Source organism: Phytobacter sp. V91 (genome assembly GCF_965644225.1).
In the GTDB taxonomy this organism is placed as follows: domain Bacteria; phylum Pseudomonadota; class Gammaproteobacteria; order Enterobacterales; family Enterobacteriaceae; genus CBFFRJ01.
In genome coordinates, this window is sequence record NZ_CBFFRJ010000088.1 from 1 (window position 1) to 21,887 (window position 21,887).

Consider the following 21,887-nt stretch of genomic DNA (forward strand, 5'->3'; position numbering starts at 1 on the left):
GCGGGCATCGTGAAAAATCTATGGCAAAGAAAGCCTTATGTTCTCATAACTGACGATTAAATCGCACCTTCCTTAGTGGGTTACGCCAGTATGAATCAGGCCAACTGGAAGATTATTATCTCCGGAGAACCGGACAGCGTTTCACGTATTTTAATGCAAACGATGGTCAATGCTTTCTGGTTTACGCTGGCGATAATCGTTTTGACGGCGGCGATCGTTATCTTCTTTTCTGCCAGAATATCCTCCCCGCTTGAAAGGCTGGTCGAGTTTACCCGTGAGGAAGACAGCGAAGTCACTCTGAAAAAGCTGTCGAAAATTAATGCCTGGTATAAAGAAGCAGAGCGCCTGAGAGAAGCCGTGGTGCTGCATCTGCAAATGATGACCCGTCGGGTAAATAAACTCAGCGATGAGACCATGACCGATCCGCTTACCGGGCTATACAATCGTAAAGGGTTTAATCAACTGGTCAGCAGGCATAGCGCAACAAACACACATTGCATTATTGCCATTGATATCGACCACTTCAAAAAGATCAACGATAAACATGGACACAATGCCGGTCATGCAGTGCTGGTTGCCCTGAGCGCCAGACTCAAAAGCGTTTGTCCACCTGAAGGTATCGTCTGCCGTTTTGGCGGCGAGGAGTTTGTGGTCTTTATGCCGGACAGCAGTCTGAATGAGAGCGTGAATGTCGCAGAACAGATGCGTGAATATATTAACGAGGAAGATTTCCCATACACCGGCAATGTCACCATCTCTCTGGGCGTGGCGAGCGTTGCGGATAATGGCAATGACATCACACGCGCACTTAAGCAGGCCGATGAAGCACTTTATGAAGCCAAACGCGCAGGCAGAAATAAGGTCGTCGTCAGTCCTTCACCGGATATGTACGGTTATATCTGACGGGCAGAGACTCCCTGCCCGGTCATCACCTGCCCTTGCCTGCTAGAAGTTCTTATCCAGCGACAGCGTAATATTGCGCTGTCGGTAGTCATAAAAATCAATATTGCTGTTCACCCGCTTTTCGCTGAAATTCAGCTTCGGCATTACGCCAAAGACATAGAGATCCCGGTGCCAGAGCGCCAGGCTGTAGAGCTGTTCATTATCTTTGCGGCGCGTGGCGAAGATATCGCTGTCTGCCTGATAGCCGCGCCTCGCGAATGCCGCAGTGGCGGAGAACGAAATCTTCCACGGCAAATCCACCTGGACGCCACCGCGCACGCCCAGCCGGTGATTGCTTTCGCTTTTGCTGAAAGTTTGCTGGTCGAGCAGGTCAAAGCCGCCGTAGGCGGAAACGCTGCTGGTAAAGGCATGCGACAGCGTGGTTGAAGAGTAGCGATTATGGCCGCGCAAAAATCGATAAGCATCATCGTCATAAGATAACTTTTGATATTCCAGCACCTGACTCACCTGCCAGGTGGGTGACAGTAAATAGCTGTATTCTCCGCGCACCCCAGGCCCGGATGAGTAAGCTTCGGTTCCGTACCATCTTTTTTCATAAAACGGCAGCAGTGCCAGTTGCTGGCGGAAATCCCGCCACTGATATCCGGCATAAGCCCGGCTGGTCACATCATCAAAATCATGATTATTCCAGTAGCTTTTGCCGTTTACCGTCCCCTGAAAGCGTAAGCCGTGTTGATCGTAGAGCTGTACGTCTTTTTGCAGTGCGCCGCTGAACCACACCCCTTCTCCCCGCTGGGGAAAACTCTCTTTATTACGTATAAAGAGGCGGTCACCTACGCGGATAGTCCTGCCTGATGAGGCATTATTGACGTTGCTGTCATTGAGGTAGCTGACGCTGAACGAACCGGTCAGGGCGCTGCCTCGCTGAATACGCTCCAGATAGACGGCAATGACCTGCTGGATGTTGGCCGGGGGATTGCTTTGTAAAACGCGACGGAACTGGTATTCAGCCGCGTCATACTGATGATTTTCATACATCGCCCGCGCCAAATCGAGACGCACCGCAGCAAAGTCAGGGTGTTCGCTCAAAATGGTCCGATAGTGGCTAATCGCCTGCTGATACTGACCATTACTACGAGCAAGCCCCGCTTTGGCGAAGTGGATCAGGATGGTATCCGGATTGGGTGACGCTTCATAGACCGGTAAAATGGCACTGACCATCGGCCATTTCCCCTCTTGCACCGCCTGATTAAGTAATGCCATCGCCAGCTCAGGTTGTTCTGCCAGACGCGCATTGTTCACATGCAGCGTCTTTTGCTGGGGATTAGCCTGGGTTTGCTGCGGGGCCAGACGTTCAAAGTGAGGTGCGGCGGGGATCGCGTCGCTTTCCGGTGGCGCCGCGAAAGCTGCACCCAGCGGGCACAGCATGGTGAGTGCGCCTGTACGCAAGATATTCATAGGGAGACGTACCATCAGGAAGGTCCGGTCAGACAGGCTGACCGGATATCAATTTATTGACGTGTTGCGCCGAATGAGGCGTTTTTGCTGCTGTCCGTAAACTGCGCGAGACCGCCCAACTCTTCTGCTGCCGGGCCATTGAAGTGGCCGGCGAAGGTGCCGCTTTGTCCACCCGATTGCGCGGAGCCGGTAAAGCCACCATTAACGATGGTCCCCTGCATCGCCACTTCAGTACCGAAGGTATCACTCGCCGCAATGTTGCCGTTGATGGTTTTTGCCGCAAAATCGATATTGAAGGTCGCATCGCTACGCTTGTCTTCACGCAGGCCGTTACCCACATAGGTTGCCGTGCCCTGGGTTGGCACATTGGCCGCCAGAGTGGCATCGCCGGTGTAGAAGACATCATGCTGACCGGTTTCAAAATTGGTCCAGGTGCCAAATGTGGTGTAGCTCATGCGGCCACAGCACCATGACGTGGCGGAAATCAGGGTTCCCGATGTATTTTGCAGTCCCCAGGTCTGAACATAACCGGCGGAAATGCCGTTGCCGCGCAAGGTGTATTCCCGTCCCTGCGGCGTGGTGTAGGTATAGCCGGAAATCACACCGCCAGTCGTGAGGCTAACGGGAGCCTCTGAAGGCGTTTGAGGCGCCGTTCCGCTATTGCCATCGGTGCTGCCGTTGTCCGTTTGCACCGGGGTTGTCGTCGTCGGAGGAGAGCTGTCACTACCGCCGCCACCGCCGCCTCCACCACAGGCAGTCAGTATACATACGGTAAGTAGTAAGCCAGGTTTGTAAATCCCCATAAACTAAACGTCCTTTGTTGTGAATTAACTCGCTAGATTTGTAACAGAATCTTTGCGGGAAAACTTACGACATAAACGTCAACATCTCTAATAAATATTCCCTCACGCCATTACTTATAAGACTTATCTTAACAACGAGTTGCGAATATATACCTGGAATTAGTAGTTAATGCAGATTAATTTCACTTAAGTAAAACCATCTAAGGATATTACCCGGGCAGAGTCTGTGTTTATATTTTCCAGGCAAAAGCACGGTCACTGCGCAGTATTATCCGGCAGCGACTCCCTCACCTGGTATATACGGGCTTAGCGACTTCGTTTGGCGTGTCGCTCCCAGTTTTCCTGCTTCGCCTGCGCCGTTTTGCGCAAGGCAACATAGCAGGCGCCGCTTCCCCCCTGATGAGTTTGTGCGACGCAAAACGCCTGCACCTCATCAAACTCGGGTAACCAGCGGGCAAGATAACTGCGGATGATATTGGCGTGCGAGCGGTCTTCCCGACCTTTGCCATGGATAATCATTAAATTGCGCAGGTTGTCCCGGCCAGCCTGATGCATAAAACTGAACAGTAATTGCCGGCATTGTTCAACGGGCTGGCGCAACAAACTGAGGCTTGCCTGCTGGCTGTACTTACCTGAGCGCAGCTTATCAATGACGCCCTGCTGCACCCCTTCACGCTTAAACTCAAGCGGAGTGCCCAACGGCAGGATATCGAGAAATTCGCTGGTCAGAAAGTTATCCAGTTGCAGCATATCCGGCTGCCTTACCACGCGGGTGTGACGAGCCGGTTGCCAGTGAATATCGCTACAGTGCTTCAGCGGCTGGACATCCTCCATGGCGTCAAGGAATATCGATTTGTCGTCAGGGTTCATGGCTCGTCCTCTTGCTACATCTGAGGGGAATACTATAGCGGGCGTATCCGGGAGCCACAATGGCTCTGCACTCGCGAAATGGTTAATAATTGTTCAGTTGTTTTTATACATATTTCCGCACAATATATTAACCCCACTAATAGTAAATATTTAACGTCACTTAACTTAAACTTTACTGACGTTAATATCTCCAGTTTCAGTTAAATTATCGTGAAATCAATCACCAATTCGACTGGAATTAATTCTGAGGCCAGCTATAACTGTATTAATGACCTAAGGATGAAACCCAAAAATATAATCGAACGGATGCGCTGCTGTGTGTACTGTAGAGCCTGACGATGTCGGCAGGCTCTATTTTTTTATATTTGTTAAAAGTAAAAATATATCATCCATTACATAGCCGGTAATTTGCTTTTTTTGTATATTGTTTCACCAATTAATATCCTCGCCCTCTGGTTCATCTGCGTATTCACTGCTCTTTTGGGGTATAGCCCGGTCCAGGGTCTCATGGTAGATTGCCCACTGCTCTGCAAGATAAAAGGATGTTCAATGCTCACCCTGCTTGAAGATAAAATCGCCACCCCGCTTGGCCCTCTTTGGATCCTCTGTGACGAAAGCTTTCACCTGCGTGCCGTGGAGTGGGAAGAGCACAGCGACCGAATGGAACAGTTGCTTAATATCCATTACCGCACGGAAGGCTATTCACGGATCCCGGCCAGCAATCCCGGAGGCCTGAGTCAGAAATTGCAGGACTACTTTGCCGGCGATCTGGCCGTTATCAATTCTCTGCCCACCGCCACCGCCGGAACCGCCTTCCAGCGTGAGGTCTGGCAGGCACTGCGGGATATTCCCTGCGGTCAGGTCATGCATTACGGACAACTGGCGCAGAACCTTGGGCGCAGTGGCGCAGCGCGAGCGGTCGGCGCGGCTAATGGCGCAAACCCGGTAAGCATTGTCGTCCCCTGCCATCGCGTCATCGGGCGTAACGGCACCCTGACCGGCTATGCTGGCGGCGTGCAGCGCAAAGAGTGGCTTCTGCGCCATGAAGGCTATTTGCTATTGTGAGAAAAAGCGTTTTTTCGGCTGCTTAATCGGCGTATTCGCGGTAAAAAACCACAATGAAGTGATGGAATATCAATAAGATGCTCAATCAGGGTATTTTGTCGTTTCATCTGCCTGTTTTAATTCTACTGAATTGACGTTTCGCCAGGCTTACGCGCTCCAGAAAAAGATGTTAAAATTGACTAAAATCAATTACGGCGTGAGTAGACTTATGATCCCGGAAAAGCGAATTATACGACGCATTCAGTCAGGCGGATGTGCTATCCATTGCCAGGATTGCAGTATCAGCCAGCTCTGCATCCCTTTTACCCTCAATGAGCACGAGCTTGATCAGCTCGATAATATCATTGAACGTAAAAAGCCGATTCAGAAAGGCCAGACGCTGTTTAAAGCCGGGGATGAACTGAAATCGCTGTACGCTATTCGTTCCGGTACAATCAAGAGCTACACCATTACCGAACAGGGTGATGAGCAGATCACCGGCTTCCATCTTGCCGGCGATCTGGTAGGTTTCGACGCCATTGGCACCGGGCATCACCCGAGCTTCGCCCAGGCGCTGGAAACCTCCATGGTGTGTGAAATCCCGTTTGAAACCCTGGATGACCTGTCGGGTAAAATGCCGAATCTGCGCCAGCAGATGATGCGACTGATGAGCGGTGAGATCAAAGGCGACCAGGATATGATCCTGTTGCTGTCGAAGAAAAACGCCGAAGAACGCCTGGCGGCATTTATTTATAACCTGTCACGTCGCTTCGCACAGCGCGGTTTCTCCCCGCGTGAGTTCCGTTTAACAATGACCCGTGGCGATATCGGTAACTATCTTGGCCTTACCGTGGAAACCATCAGCCGTCTGCTTGGCCGTTTCCAGAAAAGTGGGATGCTGGCCGTCAAAGGCAAATATATCACCATTGAGAACAGCGATATCCTCGCACAACTCGCCGGTCACGCCCGTAACGTCGCCTGATTGTCATCTGTACCTTTTGCCAGCCTGACCTGGCAAAAGGTCTCCTCCGCAAAAATCGTCCATCCGTACCAGTCTGGCTCTGTCTCCATCATCGGCAATAAAATCCTCCATTAACGACTGCCCATTGCAGCGAAACTTTCATACGAATGGCATGGGCTTTCTTGCAAAAGCTAAAGCATAAAATCAGTCTAATCGTTATTTAAATCATAGTTTTTATGACGAATTTTTATATCTATAATAGATACATTAATTGCTCACCTGCTGTTAGCAGGTAATAATAAAGACACACTTATTTCATAAGGCGAAAAATGAATCATCAGGCTAAACGCCTGCTTAACGGGAAAATTACCCAATAAAATCAATGCATAGTAATTTTTCTGCTCGCTCATTTGCCTCAATAGTGCAGATCACCCGCAATTTATTGCGGCAAAGCAGCGTCATCAGGACAAGATACTCTATCAATATCACGGATAAACACCGCAGGATGAGTTAAATATGTCTGATTTGTGTCTCGCTTACTGGTCAATTATCGCGCTGACTGGCTATATGTTGTATCTGCTCATTAATTTACTGGTTAGTTTATTCCAGGACATTTGACGTTATCACTCTCACCTGAGTGAGGAATGTCAGCCCCATGGTCATCATTTCAAATAATCAATACGGTTATATTGAATAATTATCATTTAGTTATTGACGTTCGTTTTTGCGACTTACCATGATGCAGGAGGTTTTTATTATAAGGAATTTATTGTGAATGCTTTATTTCTGCCTGGTTTTCACCCGCACATTGGCCTGTAGCCAACATCGCTATTTTTGTAAAATCTTGAATCAGGCGCAATAAATAATATCAACGACATGATAACATGGTGTTAAATAAATTATGGTTAATAAAATCAGAGAAAGGTTGTTTGAAAAAGCAAGAATAAGAATTGAAAAACGTCTACCGGAAATGATCAAAAGTTTATCTGAAACTGATTTATCAACACTGACGGTGTTGCAGAAAGAAAATCTCTTTCTGGTACTGAATGATGCTAAAAAGAAAGGTTATCTTAAATAGCTCTTATTTGGGCCAGTATATCAATGATCGCCATAGAGAAAAGTCCTGGCCATAAGGTCAGGACTTTTCTCTTTTGTTACAAGGAGATAATGAGTCTCCCCTCACTTTTAGTGCTTTATCTTAGCAATGAAAAGTCATCTCCCGGCTTTCCATTAGTAATGGTAACCACCGCCAGCGCCAGTATGACCGCCGAAAGCGTGGTCGTGAGCGTTATCAGCGCCAGCACCGGTACCGTGTTCACCGTGGCTGGCGCTTGCTTTACCGTTACCGCCTTTCTTGTCCACGAACGGTACGCTAACAACTGGCGTAGTAACGTTGGTTACTGTAGCTGGGACAGTTTCAACAGGTGTTTTTACGCCAATAGTTTCAGCAGGTTTCGTCACTGTGGTTGGTTTACTTGCCGGAGTCAGAGTAGACATACTAACACTGACTTTTGCTGGCTGAGTGATGGTTACGGCAGGTTGAGTATTCATGCGATAACGAGCAGCATGAGCAGCTTGTTCAGCAGCCTGAGAAGCCGCTGTAGTATCAGGATGAGCGGTAGCAGTTTCGTGAGTCAAAGTGCTCTGAGAAGTATGCTGAGATGATGTACGGTCACGATTAGCATCAGATAACTGAGCACCATGAGCTTTAGCAGCGTCAGCCGAATGGTCAGTAGCCACTTCATGAGTGGCTTCAACTGGATGACCTACATTGCTGGTGTTCAGATCATCACCTTTACCAGTAGCAAAACTGCCACCTTTAGCGTTACCAGCGGCAGCTTTCGCTTTAGCGTCACGGTCAGCACGATCTTGTGCCTGAGACATTGCATCAGCTTTTGCTACAGCTTGATCATTAGTGCGCACCTGATTTGCATGAGTCAGAGCATTACCATATGCATCAGTGGCTCGCACCGGATGATCATATGAGTTCTGAATGGCATCAGCTTTAGCTACAGCCATATTGGTGTTTTTCACTTTGTTAGCACCAGCCGGAGTAATACCAGCCGTAATAGAAATACCAGTGCCGGTAGTAGCAGAAGTAGATCCATTACTCATGGTGCTGGAAGTGATACCGTTGTCAGAAACAGATTGAACACCGGAACTCAGAGATACATCACCACCAACCGAGGATTTACCTTGACTTACAGTAGTCTGAGGCAGGGAATCAGAAGGTTTCTGAGAAGTTGTACCAGTAGAGATAGGCACGCCATTACTGGTGCTGATAACTGACTGAGGGCCACCAGTAGAGGTGCTGATATCAGTTCGCTGAGTTGTCGGTTGCTGAGCAGTGATAGCACCTTCATGACCGGTGATACGATTCAAGTCAACCGTTGTAGTTGAGGTGGTGAATTGTTTGTTGTGCAACTGGTCATTGGCAACGTCAATTTTAGTTTGAGCATCCATTGCATCTTCATGTGCTTTAATGTCAGCAGCATGTTGAGCTTTGTTTTTCTCGTTGGCAACAGCAGCACGTTGATCGGCATAAGCCTGAGCACGGCGAGCACCAGCAGCAACCATGTTAGCTTCTTCTGGCGAACCTTTAATACCAGAACCCAGAGTACGCGCCGCATCATTATACTGACGTTCAGCGTCAGCATAGTTAGCGTTAGCAGTTTGTACGTTATGATCAGCAACTACAGTAGACATTACCTGAGCATGAGCACCAGTTGCAGACAAAGCAGATAAAATAACTAAAGAAAGAACTGTACGTTTCATTTAAATACCTAATCGATGAGTTTTAAATTAGAAAAGCGGCTAATTAAATAGCCCCCCTTGAATATTGTTAATAGTTAATCTGGAAATAATTAATATCGAAGTAATTACCTGTTAATTTTTTCTTTTTTAAGATGAATGCGTTTTTGACGTGTGTTATTCGCTTTACTTTTATTAACATCGCAAGTGCCATTAGCTTCTGTTAATTGCGTACAACCTGAACGTTCCAGCTTCTCTCTGTACTTCGCGCTAATGGCATGAGCTGAAGGAAGGTTCACAAGCATGATGATGCTCAGGGCCAAAACTTCTTTTTTCATATCGATAATTAACACTGTTTCTATATTAGAGATGCACGGTATTCCTGAGTGCGCCAGTTCACAAATGAAAAAGATTCATCAGCAAAAAGCGAAATGATTGACCCAAGTCATTTATCATCACCAACATGATGTATTTATTGATTTTTCTCTTTCCAGTCTCGATATTTCATTTGAAACACCCTTAGCGTCAAAATGAATTAAGAAACTGATATTTATGAAAAAATAATTATCGCAGCAAAAAGTGCTATTTTTGTTTCTTTAGCCGATTTTAGGACTTTATTTCTTTGGCAGACTAATGGGACAAGGTTGAAACCCAGAGGCTAATGCAGCTAATCCGGCAGGTGTGGAGACCATTGCGAGGTTGTCATCGTGCGGTGTGCAGCGATATGCCATGACCCTGTACAGAAGGCACATCACGAAATAACTAACTATATTTCAATGCATTAATCATAAAACATAAATTATGTGTATAGTAAACAGGTGCTCTAAGTATGCTAACTACAAGTTGTTGTGGTTAGGTTCTTACAGATGTAAGGAGACCCTGTATGGCCAGATATCAGAATATGTTGGTCGCCATCGATCCTAACCAGGACGATCAACCCGCACTACGACGTGCCGTGTATTTGCATCAACGGATTGGTGGGCGTATTAAAGCTTTCTTGCCCATCTATGATTTCTCTTACGAAATGACCACCCTGCTCTCCCCTGACGAACGCACCGCCATGCGGCAGGGCGTCATCAGCCAGCGTACCGCCTGGATCCGCGAACAGGCGAAGTACTATATTGATGCGGGTGTGCCCATTGACATCAAAGTGGTGTGGCATAACCGTCCTTTCGAAGCCATTATTCAGGAAGTCATTGCCGGTGAGCATGATTTACTGCTGAAAATGACCCACCAGCACGACAAACTGGAATCGGTCATCTTTACCCCCACCGACTGGCATCTGTTGCGGAAATGCCCGTGCCCGGTATGGATGGTTAAAGACCAGCCATGGCCGGAATCAGGAAAAGCGCTGGTAGCGGTGAATCTGGCCAGTGAAGAGCTTTACCATAACTCGCTGAACGAAAAGCTGGTTAAAGAGACACTGCTGCTGGCAGAGCAGGTTAACCATACTGAAGTCCATCTGGTTGGGGCTTATCCTGTCACGCCGATTAATATTGCGATTGAACTGCCGGAATTTGATCCCAGCGTCTATAACGACGCGATACGCGGCCAGCATCTGATTGCAATGAAGGCCCTGCGGCAGAAATTCAGCATCGATGAGAAGATGACTCATGTGGATAAAGGCCTGCCTGAAGAGGTGATCCCGGATCTTGCTGAGCATTTGCAGGCGGGGATTGTGGTACTCGGCACCGTGGGCCGTACAGGGATCTCAGCGGCCTTTCTGGGCAATACTGCCGAGCAGGTTATCGATCATCTGCGTTGCGATCTGCTGGTTATCAAGCCGGATGATTACCAGACGCCAGTAGAACTGGATGACGAAGACGATTAACGCCGCTTAACGAACATACTCTGACGCCTGCAAATCTGCAGGCGTTTTCATTTTATCTGTTCGCTGGTTTGTCAGGCCATTGCTGCAAATAGCGGCGTAGCCAGTTGCCAGCCATGCCCGGGGGCGTTCGCTTGTTCCACAGGAGATCGATCAAAATACTGCGCGGCCAGCCGGGTACATCGAGGCGGGTCAACTTCTTTGCCCCCGAAAATTCCTCTACCAGCGCAGCGGGCAGCGCGCACCAGCCAAAACCCTGCTCCGCCATGCTGAGTAACATCAGGTAATTGGGCGCAGACCACACCGGTCCACGCGCCGCCATGCTGCCATTTTCGAGATAGGTATTGAGCCGCAATTCGCGCCAGCTTCGCAGTTGCTCCTCCAGCAATATCCCCTCACGCGCCAGAGGGTGATGGCTGGCGACATAGATATCCATCTTACTTTGCATCGGCAGACGCATAGCCCCAATGTCCGTTGGATAATGCGCCTGCGCCTCGGTAAGCCCCAGTTGCGCACGTCCTTTTTGCAGTAAGTCGATCACATCTTCGTTCTCGCCAATCAGGCACTCGAACTCGGTGTGCGGATAACGTTTATCAAAGGCGCCAAGCAGGTCCGCAAGAATGTCGGGATGCAGGGTATCAGATAGCACGAACGTCAGGCGGGTTTCCATCTCCCCTGCCAGCCAGACGGCCAGCTCATCCAGTCGCTCACTGGCGGCAAGGATCCCCTGCACATAACTGAGCGCTCTCTCGCCTTCCGGCGTGAGCTTAGGCTGACGGGAGGAGCGATCAAACAGCATGACCCCGAGATCGGCCTCCAGATTGGCAATCGCGGTGCTGATTGTTGACTGGCTTTTCCGAAGTTTTCGGGCGGCAGCGGAGAAAGATCCCGAGGCAACCGTCTCGACAAACGCCGTCAGGCCTTCAGGTGAATAACGCATAGAAGTATCTACTTTATCGATGGAACCTAACTTAATTTTATCTTATTTAGCGATGATAATCCGCAGCTGAAACCACAAATACCGTGTACTAAGGAAAAACGAGGAGTCAGTATGCAACAGCATAATATCGCGCGTCGTGGGTTAGCCGAACGTATCTTCCATGCGGTGAGTTTTGAAGTCATCGCCACCGCTATCTGCGCCCCTGCCAGCGCGTGGATCCTGCAACGTTCGGTACTCGAAATGGGCGGACTGACGCTGTTACTGGCAACTGCCGCCATGATCTGGAACGTGATTTATAACGCCGTGTTTGACTATTTATGGCCCGTCAGTCAGGTTAAACGCACACCGAAGATACGTATCTTTCACGCGCTGGGGTTTGAGGCGGGTTTTATTGTGATAGGGGTGAGTATCGCATCGGCAGTGCTCGGCATCGGACTGGTAGCGGCGTTTTTACTGGAAATCGGCTTCTTCCTGTTCTTCCTGCCCTACACCATGTTTTACAACTGGAGCTATGACCTGCTGCGCGAGCGTTTTGTTCAGCGTCGGCTTGCGCGGGTTACCCAATAACGAACACCTCGCCAGGAGTTTGTCACCTGGCGAGGCCTGAGTGGATAAAAGGCGTGGTTAGCCGCGCTTTTTCGGCATCATGCGCAGCAAGGTGTTGTCTTTGAAAACGTAATGGTGAGCCAGCGCCGCCAGAGCATGCAGTCCGATCACGTAATAGCCGAGCATCGCCAGCGTCACATGGTAGTCTTTCAGGATATCCACCAGTTCAAAATTGGCCTCTGCGGCATGCGGCATAATGATGCCAAACGCGATCCAGTTTCCTCCCCGGTTGTACATCATCAGCACACCAATCACCGGCAGGGCAATAAACAGCAGATAGATAACCAGATGCCCAAGATGGGCCATCCCGGTCATCATCGGCGACGGTTTTGGCACGATGGGCGGAGTCGGCGATTTAAGGCGCACCAGCAGGCGGGTCACCATCAGCACGAGGATCGTAATACCACAGGAGACATGCACGATATTGAACCAGGGGCGATAACTGCGCGGCGCAAACCCGCGAAACTCCATGGCGCAATAGGTCACAACGACCAGCAGAAAGACCAGCCAGTGGATGGCAATTTGAAGCCCGGAATATTTGCTGCGCATAAATTAATCCTGAAACGATGATCAAAATGCCAACATACCTGGCTTTTATGCAAAATTCATTAACTTTTCTTTATCAATTTTCAATTGGTTACCTTGTTATCAGGGACGATGAGTTGCCGTTCGCCACAGGCCAGGCTATGCCTGGTGAAGTGCAAAAACCGATCCTGACAGGAGTTCTATGATGAAGAAAATTGGCATTAATGGTTTTGGGCGTATTGGTCGTCTGGTGCTGCGTCGCTTGCTGGAAGTGGGGAGCGATGCTGAAGTGGTGGCTATCAACGACCTCACTTCGCCGAAGGTGCTGGCCTATCTGCTGAAATATGATTCCAACTATGGCCCTTTCAAATGGCCTGTCGATTTCACCGATGACGCTTTGATTATCGACGGTAAAAAAATCACTGTTTATGCTGAAAAAGAGGCCAGCAATATCCCGTGGAGCAGCGCTGGCGCGGAAGTTATCGTTGAATGTACGGGCTTTTATACCTCAGCCGAAAAATCCCAGGCCCATCTCAATGCCGGTGCTAAAAAAGTGCTGATTTCCGCTCCGGCGGGCGAGATGAAAACCGTGGTGTACAGCGTTAATGATCACACCATTGATGCCGGGGATACCATTATCTCGGTGGCCTCATGCACCACCAACTGCCTTGCGCCAATGGCCAAAGCGCTACAAGACAGCTTTGGCATCCAGGTGGGGACCATGACCACTATCCATGCCTATACCGGTACTCAGGCGCTGGTGGACGGCCCGCGTGGTAAAGATCTTCGTGCCTCACGCGCTGCTGCGGAAAATATCATTCCGCATACCACGGGGGCTGCAAAAGCCATCGGGCTGGTTATTCCACAGCTCAGCGGCAAACTGAAAGGCCATGCGCAGCGCGTTCCGGTGAAAACCGGTTCAGTCACCGAGCTGGTTGCCATTCTGGGTAAAAAAGTGACGGTCGATGAGGTGAATCAGGCGCTGAAAAAAGCCACCGCCAATAATGAATCTTTCGGTTATACCGATGACGAAATTGTCTCCTCAGATGTGATTGGCAGTCATTTTGGTTCGGTTTTTGATGCGACCCAGACTGAGATAAGCGAAGTGGGTGACCTGCAACTGGTCAAAACGGTCTCCTGGTATGACAACGAATATGGCTTTGTAACTCAGTTGGTAAGGGTGCTGGAAAAATATCGCGCACTCTGAGTTTCTACGGGTGGCCCGGCCACCCGTTTTCCTGCCTTCTGCACATTTTCTGATAAACACCTGTGATATAAACCCCTGTTTCAAATTTGCGGAAACCTGCCATGAAGCAAACTGCACACCCGCCTTTACTCGTCTTGATGGAGCAAGCCGTTGCGGCCTCCAGCACCTTTCCCGTATGGCCGCAGGGGGAGGCGCCAGGTGCGGCTAAAAGCCCGGTTAATCTGGTGCTGGAAGAGCATCACACCGGGCCGTCAGCCCTGGATCGCAGCGTCCGTGGCGTTCGCGCGCCAAAGATAACCGTCTATGCGCCAAAGACACCTAACGGCGTGGGGATTCTGGTTACGCCTGGCGGCTCCTATCGTCGGGTGGTGCTCGACAAAGAAGGCAGCGCACTGGCGCCGTTTTTTAACGCCCGGGGTTATACCCTGTTTGTGATGACCTACCGGATGCCCGGCGATGGTCACGCCGAAGGCGCGGACGCGCCGCTGGCAGATGTACAACGCGCCATGCGCACCCTGAAAGCCCGGGCAAGCGAATGGCAGCTTGATCCTGCGCGTATGGGGGTGATGGGGTTTTCCGCCGGTGGACATGCGGCGGCAAGCCTCGGGACGCGCTATCACGAGCAGGTTTATCCCGTGCAGGATGCCATTGATGCCCTCCCTGCCCGCCCCGCCTTTATGGCTCTGGTGTATCCGGTTATCACTATGCCCCGGGAGATTGATCATCCCGGCTCCCGTCATGAACTGATTGGCGATACGCCGGATGAAGCCCAGATAAGCCATTACTCGCTGGAAGAGAGAGCCGACAGCAACACCCCGCCGACCTTTCTACTCCACGCGGTGGATGACCCGGCGGTAAAAGTGGAAAACAGCGTGGTGATGTTTAGCGCCCTTCGCCGTCTGGGGGTTGCCGTGGAGATGCATCTGTTTGAGCAAGGGGCGCACGGATTCGGCATCCGCGATGCGCAGGGACTGCCTGCGGCAATCTGGCCGGAACTGATGATGAACTGGATTGAGACCAAAGTCTGAGAAGATGCCGCCATCATCGCCGGATGGCGGCACCGATATTTTTACGCCTGCAAATAGACCATCTGGGTTTGCAGATACTCTTCAAGGCCATGGCGGCCATCAGCGCCGCCGATACCCGACTTGCGCCAGCCGGCATGGAATCCCTGCATGGCTTCAAAGTTTTCACGGTTGATGTAGGTTTCGCCGAATTTCAGCCCTTTGATGGCCTTCATTGCGGTGGTCAGATTCTGGGTATAAACAGAAGATGTCAGCCCGTAGTCGCTGTCATTCGCCATCGCCAGCGCCTCCTCCAGAGTATCGAAGACCACTACCGGCAGCACCGGCCCGAAGGTCTCTTCATGCATGATGGCCATCTCCTGGCGCACATCCAGCAGCAAGGTAGGCGGATAGAAGTAGCCTTTCCCCTCCACCGCTTTCCCCCCCAGCACCACCCGCGCCCCTTCGGCTACCGCACGGGCCACTTTAGCTTCCACACGCTCAAGCGCCGCGCCATTAATCAGTGGGCCCATCGCAATATCGCTACGTTGCCCCGGATCGCCAAACTGCACGGCTTTCATCGCTTCGCCGAGGCGATTGACAAAGCGATCATAAATACCTTTTTGCACATAGACTCGCTCGGCGCAGTTGCAGACCTGCCCGGTGTTGATCACGCGGGAATCCACTATCGCTTTTACCGCCAGCTCCAGATCCGCATCATCCAGTACAATGGCCGGCGCTTTCCCGCCAAGCTCAAGGCAGACTTTGGTAATGTTTTTCGCCGCCGCCACCATGATTTTCTCACCCGCCGCCACGCTGCCCGTCATGCTGACCATCGCCACTTTCGGGTTGCCCGCCAGCTCCTGGCCGACGGTTTCGCCGCGCCCCAGAACCAGGTTAAAGACGCCTTTCGGCAGCCCGACTTCATGGACTATCTGCGCAAAGGCAATAGCATTGTTCGGGGTGAATTCACTGGGTTTGATAACGATGGTGTTACCGGTGAGCAACGCCGGGGCAAGCTTACGGGCAATCAGGAAGAACGGGAAGTTCCACGGCAGAATACCGGTGGTCACCCCGAGCGGACGTTTAAAAACAAAAATGCTCTCACCAGGCCGATCGCTTTGCAGAATTTCGCCTTCGTAACGGCGCGCCCACTCAGCCATATAATCGATATAATCGGCAGTGAAATTCACTTCCACTTCCGCCAGTTGCTGGATTTTCCCGCCTTCAGCAACGATAAGTGCGCTGATTTCACTGGCTCTGGCGCGAATACCCGCCGCAATTTTACGTAACCAGCCGGCACGTTCGATAGCCGGCAAGGCTTCCCAGCCGGGCTGCGCTTTGTCTGCGGCCTCAATGGCACGACGGGCATCCTGCGCAGTACCGTCCGGAATACGCGACAGCAACGCTTCTGTTGCCGGGTTTGTGACATCAATCCAGGCGTCGCCCTGCCAGGTAACAAATTGACCATCGATATACATCGGGTGCTGTACGGGTGCTGTCATGCGCTGCTCCTGTAATAACATTGTTTTTAACAAGTAAATTCGTTGTTAAAAATCTACAAGCGCTCACGCCTTTTCCCAGGATGACAGGCCGAATATGTGAGTTGACTCATAAAAGAAATGCATTTTGACAACAATGGAATAACATCGAGCAAACACTGGATGCCCGTTTAGGTTTGCCATGGCGCAAACGGGCATTTAGTCACACCGGGATGCGACTGCTTATCGCCGCTTTAAGCAACTCATCAGCCTGCAACACCTGCCACGCCTGCTCAATGTGCGCAGGGAAATCCACATGCACGATAAAATTGCGCCCCTGCGGCCCGTAACCGCGGGCGTCATCCCGCAGACGCGGAACCTCACCAAAGATCAACGACAGATAGCGTTCGACCGGCCATAACCCTTGCGCAGGAGGAAGAAAGCTCAGCCCGTCACGGGTGTTAACCAACTGCGCGCAAAATCCCGGATAACTCAGCCAGCGTGGCGCGCTCTCGCAGCCCTCGCTAACCCTGGCAAAGGTCGCCATGGTGCGGCGTTGCATGGTGGGATCCTGCATCACTAAAGCCGTTTTCAGCGCCATTTCCCCGTCGCAAATAGTATCGAGCGTGAAACGGGCATTCTCCCCGCAGTTGGCCGACTGGTCTTCGATGACAATATTGCTGGCCGGGAACTGCCAGAATTGTTGGGCGATTTCCGCGAGGATCTGCGCTTCCGGTTTCCCGCCCGTAGGGATCAGGTTGTACTGCGGATGACTGGCCACCGCATGATAAAGAAACGAGGTTGAATGGCCGATGCCGCCACTGATGATCAGCGGCACCTGCGTCCGGTAAGCAATATCAAAAGCGGCGTCAATCACCGGGATCACCGCGTTACCGGCAAGAATAACCGCATCTGCACACAGGGGATCCGGCTTGCCGTGAAAGTCATTCTGCGCCAGCCACTGACCGAGCGCATTTGCAGCTTTTAACGTCTGTTCAGACAAGCAAGGAAAAATCGTCATACCTGAAACCTCTATTTTTTAAGCAGAATCACTGCTTTCCAGCATACTTGAAAGAGGACTGACGCTCAGGGTAAACTCGTTAGAGCTCTAACTATTTATCTAACAGAAAAACGATGAACAACCGCGACCTGACCTTTTCCCATTTGCTCTATTTAACCGCGCACCACTGGCGGCTGGCGGTCGATCGTCGTCTCAAAGGGCTGGGCATGAGTCAGGCCAGTTGGGTGGCGGTTTCAGCAATTGCCCGTAATGAGCAGCCGCTATCCCAGAGCGAACTTGCTCAGATATTGGGGGTGGAAAATGCCACCCTGGTGCCATTGATCAATCGGCTGGTGGAGCAGCAACTGGTGCAGCGGGTGTTGACGGCGCAGGATAAACGCAAACGGCTGCTGGTTGCCACCGCCCAGGGCATGACGCTCTATCATCAGGTAAAAACCGCGGCCGATGACCTGCGGGAAGAAATTTTAGCGGTTATCAGCCCCCAGGAGCAGGCCGCGACCCGCCAGGTACTGGAAAAGCTGCTGCACGAGGTTGAGAAGAAGTAATGCGCCAGCCGAAAAGCGACCCTTATGCGCCGCGAGAATGGGCATCCCACGAAAAACCCATGCTGCTGGGATCCCCTTCGACCCCCTTTCATAGCACGCCCCGCCGCATAGCCTACGGGATTGTCGGTCTGCTGGTCTGTATGACCGGCGCGCTGGGGAATGCGATGGTCACCGCGAATCTGCAAAACCTGCAGGGGACCTTTGCCGCCTGGTCGACAGAGATCGCCTGGCTGCCTGCGGTTTACGTGATGACCAACGTGTCGATTAACCTGCTGCTGGTTAAGTTTCGCCAGCAGTTCGGCCTGCGCGCCTTTACCGAGGGTTTTCTGGTCCTCTATGTGCTGGTGACCTTCTTCCACTTATTTGTTAACGATCTCAACTCCGCAATCCTGGTCAGGGCGGCGCACGGGATGGTTGCGGCGGCGCTGAGTTCGCTGGGGATCTATTATCAGATTCAGGCCTGGCCTGCCCGTCATCGCCTCAAAGCGCTGACCATCGGGATCACCGGCTCTTCGCTGGCGATCCCTTTAGCCCGCCTTTTCTCCACCGAACTGCTGCAACTGGACGAATGGCGCGGGCTCTATTTTTTTGAACTGGGGCTGGCCTTAATTTCACTTGCCGCGGTGATGTGCCTGAAATTACCCCCCGGCGATCGCAAAAAAGTGTTCGAAAAGAAAGACTTTATTACCTTCTTTTTGCTCGCACCCGGCATTGCGCTGGTCTGCGCCGTCCTGTCGCTCGGGCGTCTGGTGTGGTGGTTTGAAGCTCCGTGGATTGGCTGGTCGCTGGCGCTGGCGACCGTGTTGATTATCAGCGCCATGGTGTTTGAACATAACCGCAGCAATCCGTTGCTCAATACCCGCTGGTTATCAAGCGGCAGTATTGTGCGCCTCGGGCTTATCATGCTGCTGATCCGTATTGTGCTGGCGGAGCAGAACACCGGCGTCTACGGCTGGCTGCAATACGTCGGTCTGCAAAATGAGCAGATGACGCATCTTGCCTGGTCTATTTTCGCCGGTATTGTCTGCGGGATTATCGCCAGTTGCCTGACCATCAAGCCCCAGCGTCTCTCCTGGCCGATTATTACCGCCTTAGTGCTGATGATTGTCGCCTCCCTGATGGACAGCCAGTCAAACAGCCTGACCCGCCCCGACCAGTTGATGGTCAGCCAGTTTCTCCTCGGTTTTGGCAGCGCGTTCTTTCTCGCCCCCGCCATGCTGGCCGGGATTGGCGGCGTGGTCGCGGATCCGCGCAATCTGGTGAGCTTCTCAGTGCTGTTTGGCATGAGCCAGAACATTGGCGGTTTACTCGGTTCGGCGATTCTGGGCACCTTTCAGACCTGGCGGGAAAAATACCACTCCGCCCTGCTGGCCGATCAGCTCACTACTCTCAATCCGCTGGTCAGCGAACGGCTGCAACTCTATACCCGGATGTACCAGGACATGCTGGGGGATAGCACGCTCCTCAACGCTCAGGCAGTACTCCAGTTGCAAAACCTCAGCACCCAGGAAGCGAACATTCTGGCTTACAACGATACTTATCTTTTAACCGCCTCGGTCGCCGCCGCCACGCTGGTGTGGATTTTATGGCGATTGTTGCGCCTGCGAATAACCGCACGTATCGCTTTGCGCCGGGCAACGGGAACTAAAAAATAAGCCTATACCCAAAATAATTCGGGAGTATTTATGAGTCAGCAGGACGCCGCCAGAGAGCGGGCCACAACCCGCAGTAACCTGCGAATTGTGTCGATATTTACCGCCGCCGCCATCGGCATTATTGGGGTACTGGTTATCCTTTATGCCTGGCAATTGCCCCCCTTTACCCGGCACAGCCAGTTCACGGATAACGCCTATGTGCGTGGCCTGACGACCTTTATCAGCCCGCAGGTCAACGGCTATATCACCGAGGTCAGAGTGCAGGATTTTGCGCAGGTAAAAAAAGGCGACCTGCTGATGCAGATCGACAGTCGTATTTATCAGCAGCGGGTCCATCAGGCTCAGGCGACGCTTGCGATGAAGCACGCCGCGCTGGATAACAACCTCCAGCAGCAGAAAAGCGCCCAGGCCGTCATTGCCCGCAACGAGGCCGCCCTGCAAAGCGCTCAGGCGCAGGATCTGAAGTCTCAGGCCGATCTGAAACGCATCAAAACCCTGGCGACCAGCGGTTATCTGTCGGTGAGCGACCGGGATGCGGCGCAGGCGCTCGCCGCCCAGACCAGCGCCAGCATCGACCAGGCCCAGGCGACGCTGGAAGTTTCCCGTCAGGATTTGCAGACCGCCCAGGTCAATCGCGCCTCGCTGGAGGCGGACGTAACCAGCGCGGCGGCAGGTCTGGAACTGGGTAAGCGTCTCATACATACCGTATATTGACTTAAAATAGCAATATGCAGCAACTCAGAACCGTACGGACTTACTATTCCGTACTTTCTGATGGGAAAAAACACCTTAAAATTCAGGTTTAAAACCACAACTACATATCATTACCCTGGCGGTGATTGAATATCCCGGTGTTTCAGTCAGGTATTCGCACTTCATGACATTGTTTATCCGCCATGAGCTGGTATTTTAAAATAAAAATGCCCCGCTTTCTGGCAGGGCATTCTTTTAAGTCACTTACTGTTTTTATGTCAGTCCCTGCTTTGCAGGAGAAAACGGTAAATCAGGCCGCCAAGAACGCCGCCTGCAAGCGGCACAACCCAGAACACCCAGAGCTGCTGTAACGCCCATGTTCCCTGGAAGAGGGCAACTGCCGTGCTTCTTGCCGGGTTAACGGACGTGTTGGTGACCGGAATGCTGATAAGGTGGATAAGTGTCAGTGCCAGACCAATGGCAATCGGGGCAAACCCGGCCGGTGCGCGCTTATCTGTTGCACCGTGAATAACAATCAGGAAGAAAGCTGTCAGAACCAGCTCAGCGATAACTGCGGCCTGAAGTGAATAACCACCGGGAGAGTGCTCGCCGAACCCGTTCGAAGCAAAGCCGCCAGCCGTCAACTCAAAGCCCGTTTTGCCGCTCGCTATCAGATACAGGACGCCTGCGGCAGCAATACCACCAATGACCTGAGCAATAATGTAAGGGACGACGTCACTGAAAGAGATTCGGCCTCCGGCCCACAGTCCCAGCGTTACTGCCGGGTTAAAATGGCCGCCGGAAATATGACCCACAGCATACGCCATCGTCAGTACCGTCAGGCCAAATGCGAGCGCTACACCCACGAACCCTATCCCCAGCTGCGGAAAGGCCGCAGCCAGCACTGCACTCCCGCAGCCACCAAAGACCAGCCAGAACGTGCCGAACAATTCGGCAGCGGTTTTTCTTAACATTGATGAGTTCCTTCTGATTGTTAACCATTAACGGCGCTAATTATAACGCATGCCGGTGATAATTAACTAAATACAGAAGGAAACTGAATTTATTCTCCCTGTTGGCTGGCATTAACCTGCGTCAGTTCAGGAAGTAAAAGACGTTTTCCATGGTAGCAAATCACGCACCCTGTTCACCGGCCAGTCCTGGATATGACCGATGACGTAACGCAGCCATGCTTCCGGCTCCACGCCGTTAAGCCGGCAAGTGCCGATCAGCGAGTACAGTACAGCAGCACGCTCTCCGCCCGCATCTGAACCGGCGAACAGCCAATTTTTCCGGCCCAGGGCAACGCCGCGCAGCGCGTTTTCCGCGATGTTGTTGTCTATCTCCGCCCAACCGTTGCTGCAGTACAGGTTCAGCGCGTCCCACTGTTTCAGCACGTACGCGAACGCCTTCGCCGTATCAGAGTGGCGCGACAGCACCTTCATCTGTACCTGTATCCAGTCGTACAGAGACTGCATCAGCGGGACGCTCTGCGCTTTACGGACTGCCAGCCTTTCATCTGCCGGGCTGCCGCGTATCTCCGCCTCGATGGCATACAGTTTTCCGATACGTTTCAGCGCTTCGGTTGTGAT

Annotated in this window: 20 protein-coding genes and 2 pseudogenes; 11 read left to right on the forward strand and 11 right to left on the reverse strand. The window is 51.7% G+C overall.

The window, feature by feature from the left end; translation table 11 throughout:
• Positions 1 to 90 precede the first annotated feature (90 nt).
• The gene (locus ACSZO4_RS17275) at positions 91 to 903 is read left to right on the forward strand and encodes a GGDEF domain-containing protein (protein ID WP_437890254.1); all 813 of its coding nucleotides are present in this window, start codon (positions 91 to 93) and stop codon (positions 901 to 903) included.
• A gap of 42 nt (positions 904 to 945) precedes the next feature.
• On the opposite strand, the gene ACSZO4_RS17280 is transcribed toward ACSZO4_RS17275, so the two are convergent.
• From ACSZO4_RS17280 to smrA, 3 genes are all read right to left on the reverse strand, one after another.
• Complete coding sequence (locus tag ACSZO4_RS17280) at positions 946 to 2,361, reverse strand: surface lipoprotein assembly modifier (protein ID WP_437890256.1); 1,416 nt, start codon at positions 2,359 to 2,361, stop codon at positions 946 to 948.
• Between the two features lie 53 nt (positions 2,362 to 2,414).
• Complete coding sequence (locus ACSZO4_RS17285) at positions 2,415 to 3,164, reverse strand: Slam-dependent surface lipoprotein (protein ID WP_437890258.1); 750 nt, start codon at positions 3,162 to 3,164, stop codon at positions 2,415 to 2,417.
• A 306-nt stretch (positions 3,165 to 3,470) separates the two neighbouring features.
• On the reverse strand, positions 3,471 to 4,034 hold the full coding sequence (smrA, locus tag ACSZO4_RS17290) for a DNA endonuclease SmrA (protein ID WP_437890260.1): 564 nt from the start codon (positions 4,032 to 4,034) through the stop codon (positions 3,471 to 3,473).
• Between the two features lie 549 nt (positions 4,035 to 4,583).
• On the opposite strand from smrA, the gene ogt reads away from it, so the two are divergent.
• The 3 genes from ogt to ACSZO4_RS17305 all read left to right on the forward strand — a co-directional run bounded on the left by ogt (position 4,584) and on the right by ACSZO4_RS17305 (position 7,117).
• Positions 4,584 to 5,099, forward strand: a complete 516-nt coding sequence (gene ogt / locus ACSZO4_RS17295; protein ID WP_437890262.1) for a methylated-DNA--[protein]-cysteine S-methyltransferase — start codon at positions 4,584 to 4,586, stop codon at positions 5,097 to 5,099.
• Positions 5,100 to 5,307: 208 nt separating this feature from the next.
• Positions 5,308 to 6,060: a fumarate/nitrate reduction transcriptional regulator Fnr gene (gene fnr, locus ACSZO4_RS17300; RefSeq protein ID WP_437890287.1), complete on the forward strand. Its 753-nt coding sequence runs from the start codon at positions 5,308 to 5,310 to the stop codon at positions 6,058 to 6,060.
• 880 nt (positions 6,061 to 6,940) lie between these two features.
• Complete coding sequence (locus ACSZO4_RS17305; protein WP_437890264.1) at positions 6,941 to 7,117, forward strand: hypothetical protein; 177 nt, start codon at positions 6,941 to 6,943, stop codon at positions 7,115 to 7,117.
• Between the two features lie 152 nt (positions 7,118 to 7,269).
• Here the strand turns inward: ACSZO4_RS17305 and ACSZO4_RS17310 are convergent, their stop codons facing one another.
• Together ACSZO4_RS17310 and ACSZO4_RS17315 are read right to left on the reverse strand one after the other, a co-directional pair.
• Entirely contained in the window at positions 7,270 to 8,814 is a 1,545-nt protein-coding gene (locus tag ACSZO4_RS17310; protein ID WP_437890266.1) for a hypothetical protein, read from the reverse strand.
• A gap of 152 nt (positions 8,815 to 8,966) precedes the next feature.
• A pseudogene (locus ACSZO4_RS17315) lies at positions 8,967 to 9,128 on the reverse strand (hypothetical protein); the annotation flags it as partial.
• A gap of 545 nt (positions 9,129 to 9,673) precedes the next feature.
• Between ACSZO4_RS17315 and uspE the strand changes: the two are divergent.
• The gene (gene uspE / locus ACSZO4_RS17320; protein ID WP_437890268.1) at positions 9,674 to 10,621 is read left to right on the forward strand and encodes a universal stress protein UspE; all 948 of its coding nucleotides are present in this window, start codon (positions 9,674 to 9,676) and stop codon (positions 10,619 to 10,621) included.
• Between the two features lie 52 nt (positions 10,622 to 10,673).
• Here uspE and ACSZO4_RS17325 read toward each other — a convergent pair whose 3' ends face one another.
• Positions 10,674 to 11,558 carry a LysR family transcriptional regulator gene (locus ACSZO4_RS17325; RefSeq protein ID WP_437890270.1) on the reverse strand — a complete coding sequence of 295 codons (885 nt, stop codon included), beginning with the start codon at positions 11,556 to 11,558 and terminating at the stop codon, positions 10,674 to 10,676.
• Positions 11,559 to 11,669: 111 nt separating this feature from the next.
• Between ACSZO4_RS17325 and ACSZO4_RS17330 the strand changes: the two genes are divergently transcribed.
• The gene (locus ACSZO4_RS17330; RefSeq protein WP_437890272.1) at positions 11,670 to 12,125 is read left to right on the forward strand and encodes a multidrug/biocide efflux PACE transporter; all 456 of its coding nucleotides are present in this window, start codon (positions 11,670 to 11,672) and stop codon (positions 12,123 to 12,125) included.
• 57 nt (positions 12,126 to 12,182) lie between these two features.
• Here the strand turns inward: ACSZO4_RS17330 and cybB are convergent, their stop codons facing one another.
• A complete protein-coding gene (gene cybB, locus ACSZO4_RS17335; protein WP_437890274.1) occupies positions 12,183 to 12,713 on the reverse strand; it encodes a cytochrome b561 in 531 nt (176 codons plus the stop codon).
• 181 nt (positions 12,714 to 12,894) lie between these two features.
• On the opposite strand from cybB, the gene gap reads away from it, so the two are divergent.
• Together gap and ACSZO4_RS17345 are read left to right on the forward strand one after the other, a co-directional pair.
• Positions 12,895 to 13,896 (forward strand): type I glyceraldehyde-3-phosphate dehydrogenase, encoded by a 1,002-nt coding sequence (gene gap, locus ACSZO4_RS17340; protein WP_437890288.1) that lies wholly within the window; start codon positions 12,895 to 12,897, stop codon positions 13,894 to 13,896.
• Between the two features lie 101 nt (positions 13,897 to 13,997).
• Positions 13,998 to 14,924 carry an alpha/beta hydrolase gene (locus ACSZO4_RS17345; RefSeq protein WP_437890276.1) on the forward strand — a complete coding sequence of 309 codons (927 nt, stop codon included), beginning with the start codon at positions 13,998 to 14,000 and terminating at the stop codon, positions 14,922 to 14,924.
• A 41-nt stretch (positions 14,925 to 14,965) separates the two neighbouring features.
• On the opposite strand, the gene aldA is transcribed toward ACSZO4_RS17345, so the two are convergent.
• On the reverse strand, positions 14,966 to 16,405 hold the full coding sequence (gene aldA, locus ACSZO4_RS17350) for an aldehyde dehydrogenase (protein WP_437890278.1): 1,440 nt from the start codon (positions 16,403 to 16,405) through the stop codon (positions 14,966 to 14,968).
• Positions 16,406 to 16,604: 199 nt separating this feature from the next.
• Positions 16,605 to 17,402 carry a YdcF family protein gene (locus ACSZO4_RS17355; RefSeq protein WP_437890280.1) on the reverse strand — a complete coding sequence of 266 codons (798 nt, stop codon included), beginning with the start codon at positions 17,400 to 17,402 and terminating at the stop codon, positions 16,605 to 16,607.
• A gap of 113 nt (positions 17,403 to 17,515) precedes the next feature.
• Here ACSZO4_RS17355 and ACSZO4_RS17360 point away from each other — a divergent pair, with 113 nt between their 5' ends.
• The 3 genes and pseudogenes from ACSZO4_RS17360 to ACSZO4_RS17370 all read left to right on the forward strand — a co-directional run.
• Positions 17,516 to 17,947 carry a MarR family winged helix-turn-helix transcriptional regulator gene (locus tag ACSZO4_RS17360; RefSeq protein ID WP_437890282.1) on the forward strand — a complete coding sequence of 144 codons (432 nt, stop codon included), beginning with the start codon at positions 17,516 to 17,518 and terminating at the stop codon, positions 17,945 to 17,947.
• Positions 17,947 to 19,602, forward strand: a complete 1,656-nt coding sequence (locus tag ACSZO4_RS17365) for an MFS transporter (protein WP_437890284.1) — start codon at positions 17,947 to 17,949, stop codon at positions 19,600 to 19,602. Before ACSZO4_RS17360 ends, ACSZO4_RS17365 begins: the two co-directional genes overlap by 1 nt.
• 30 nt (positions 19,603 to 19,632) lie before the next feature.
• A pseudogene (locus ACSZO4_RS17370) lies at positions 19,633 to 20,292 on the forward strand (HlyD family secretion protein); the annotation flags it as partial.
• 281 nt (positions 20,293 to 20,573) lie between these two features.
• Here the strand turns inward: ACSZO4_RS17370 and aqpZ are convergent.
• Positions 20,574 to 21,269, reverse strand: a complete 696-nt coding sequence (gene aqpZ, locus ACSZO4_RS17375) for an aquaporin Z (protein ID WP_437890285.1) — start codon at positions 21,267 to 21,269, stop codon at positions 20,574 to 20,576.
• A gap of 126 nt (positions 21,270 to 21,395) precedes the next feature.
• Positions 21,396 to 21,887, reverse strand: a 492-nt coding sequence (locus ACSZO4_RS17380; RefSeq protein ID WP_437890286.1) for an IS66 family transposase, incomplete at its 5' end; no start/stop codon positions are given.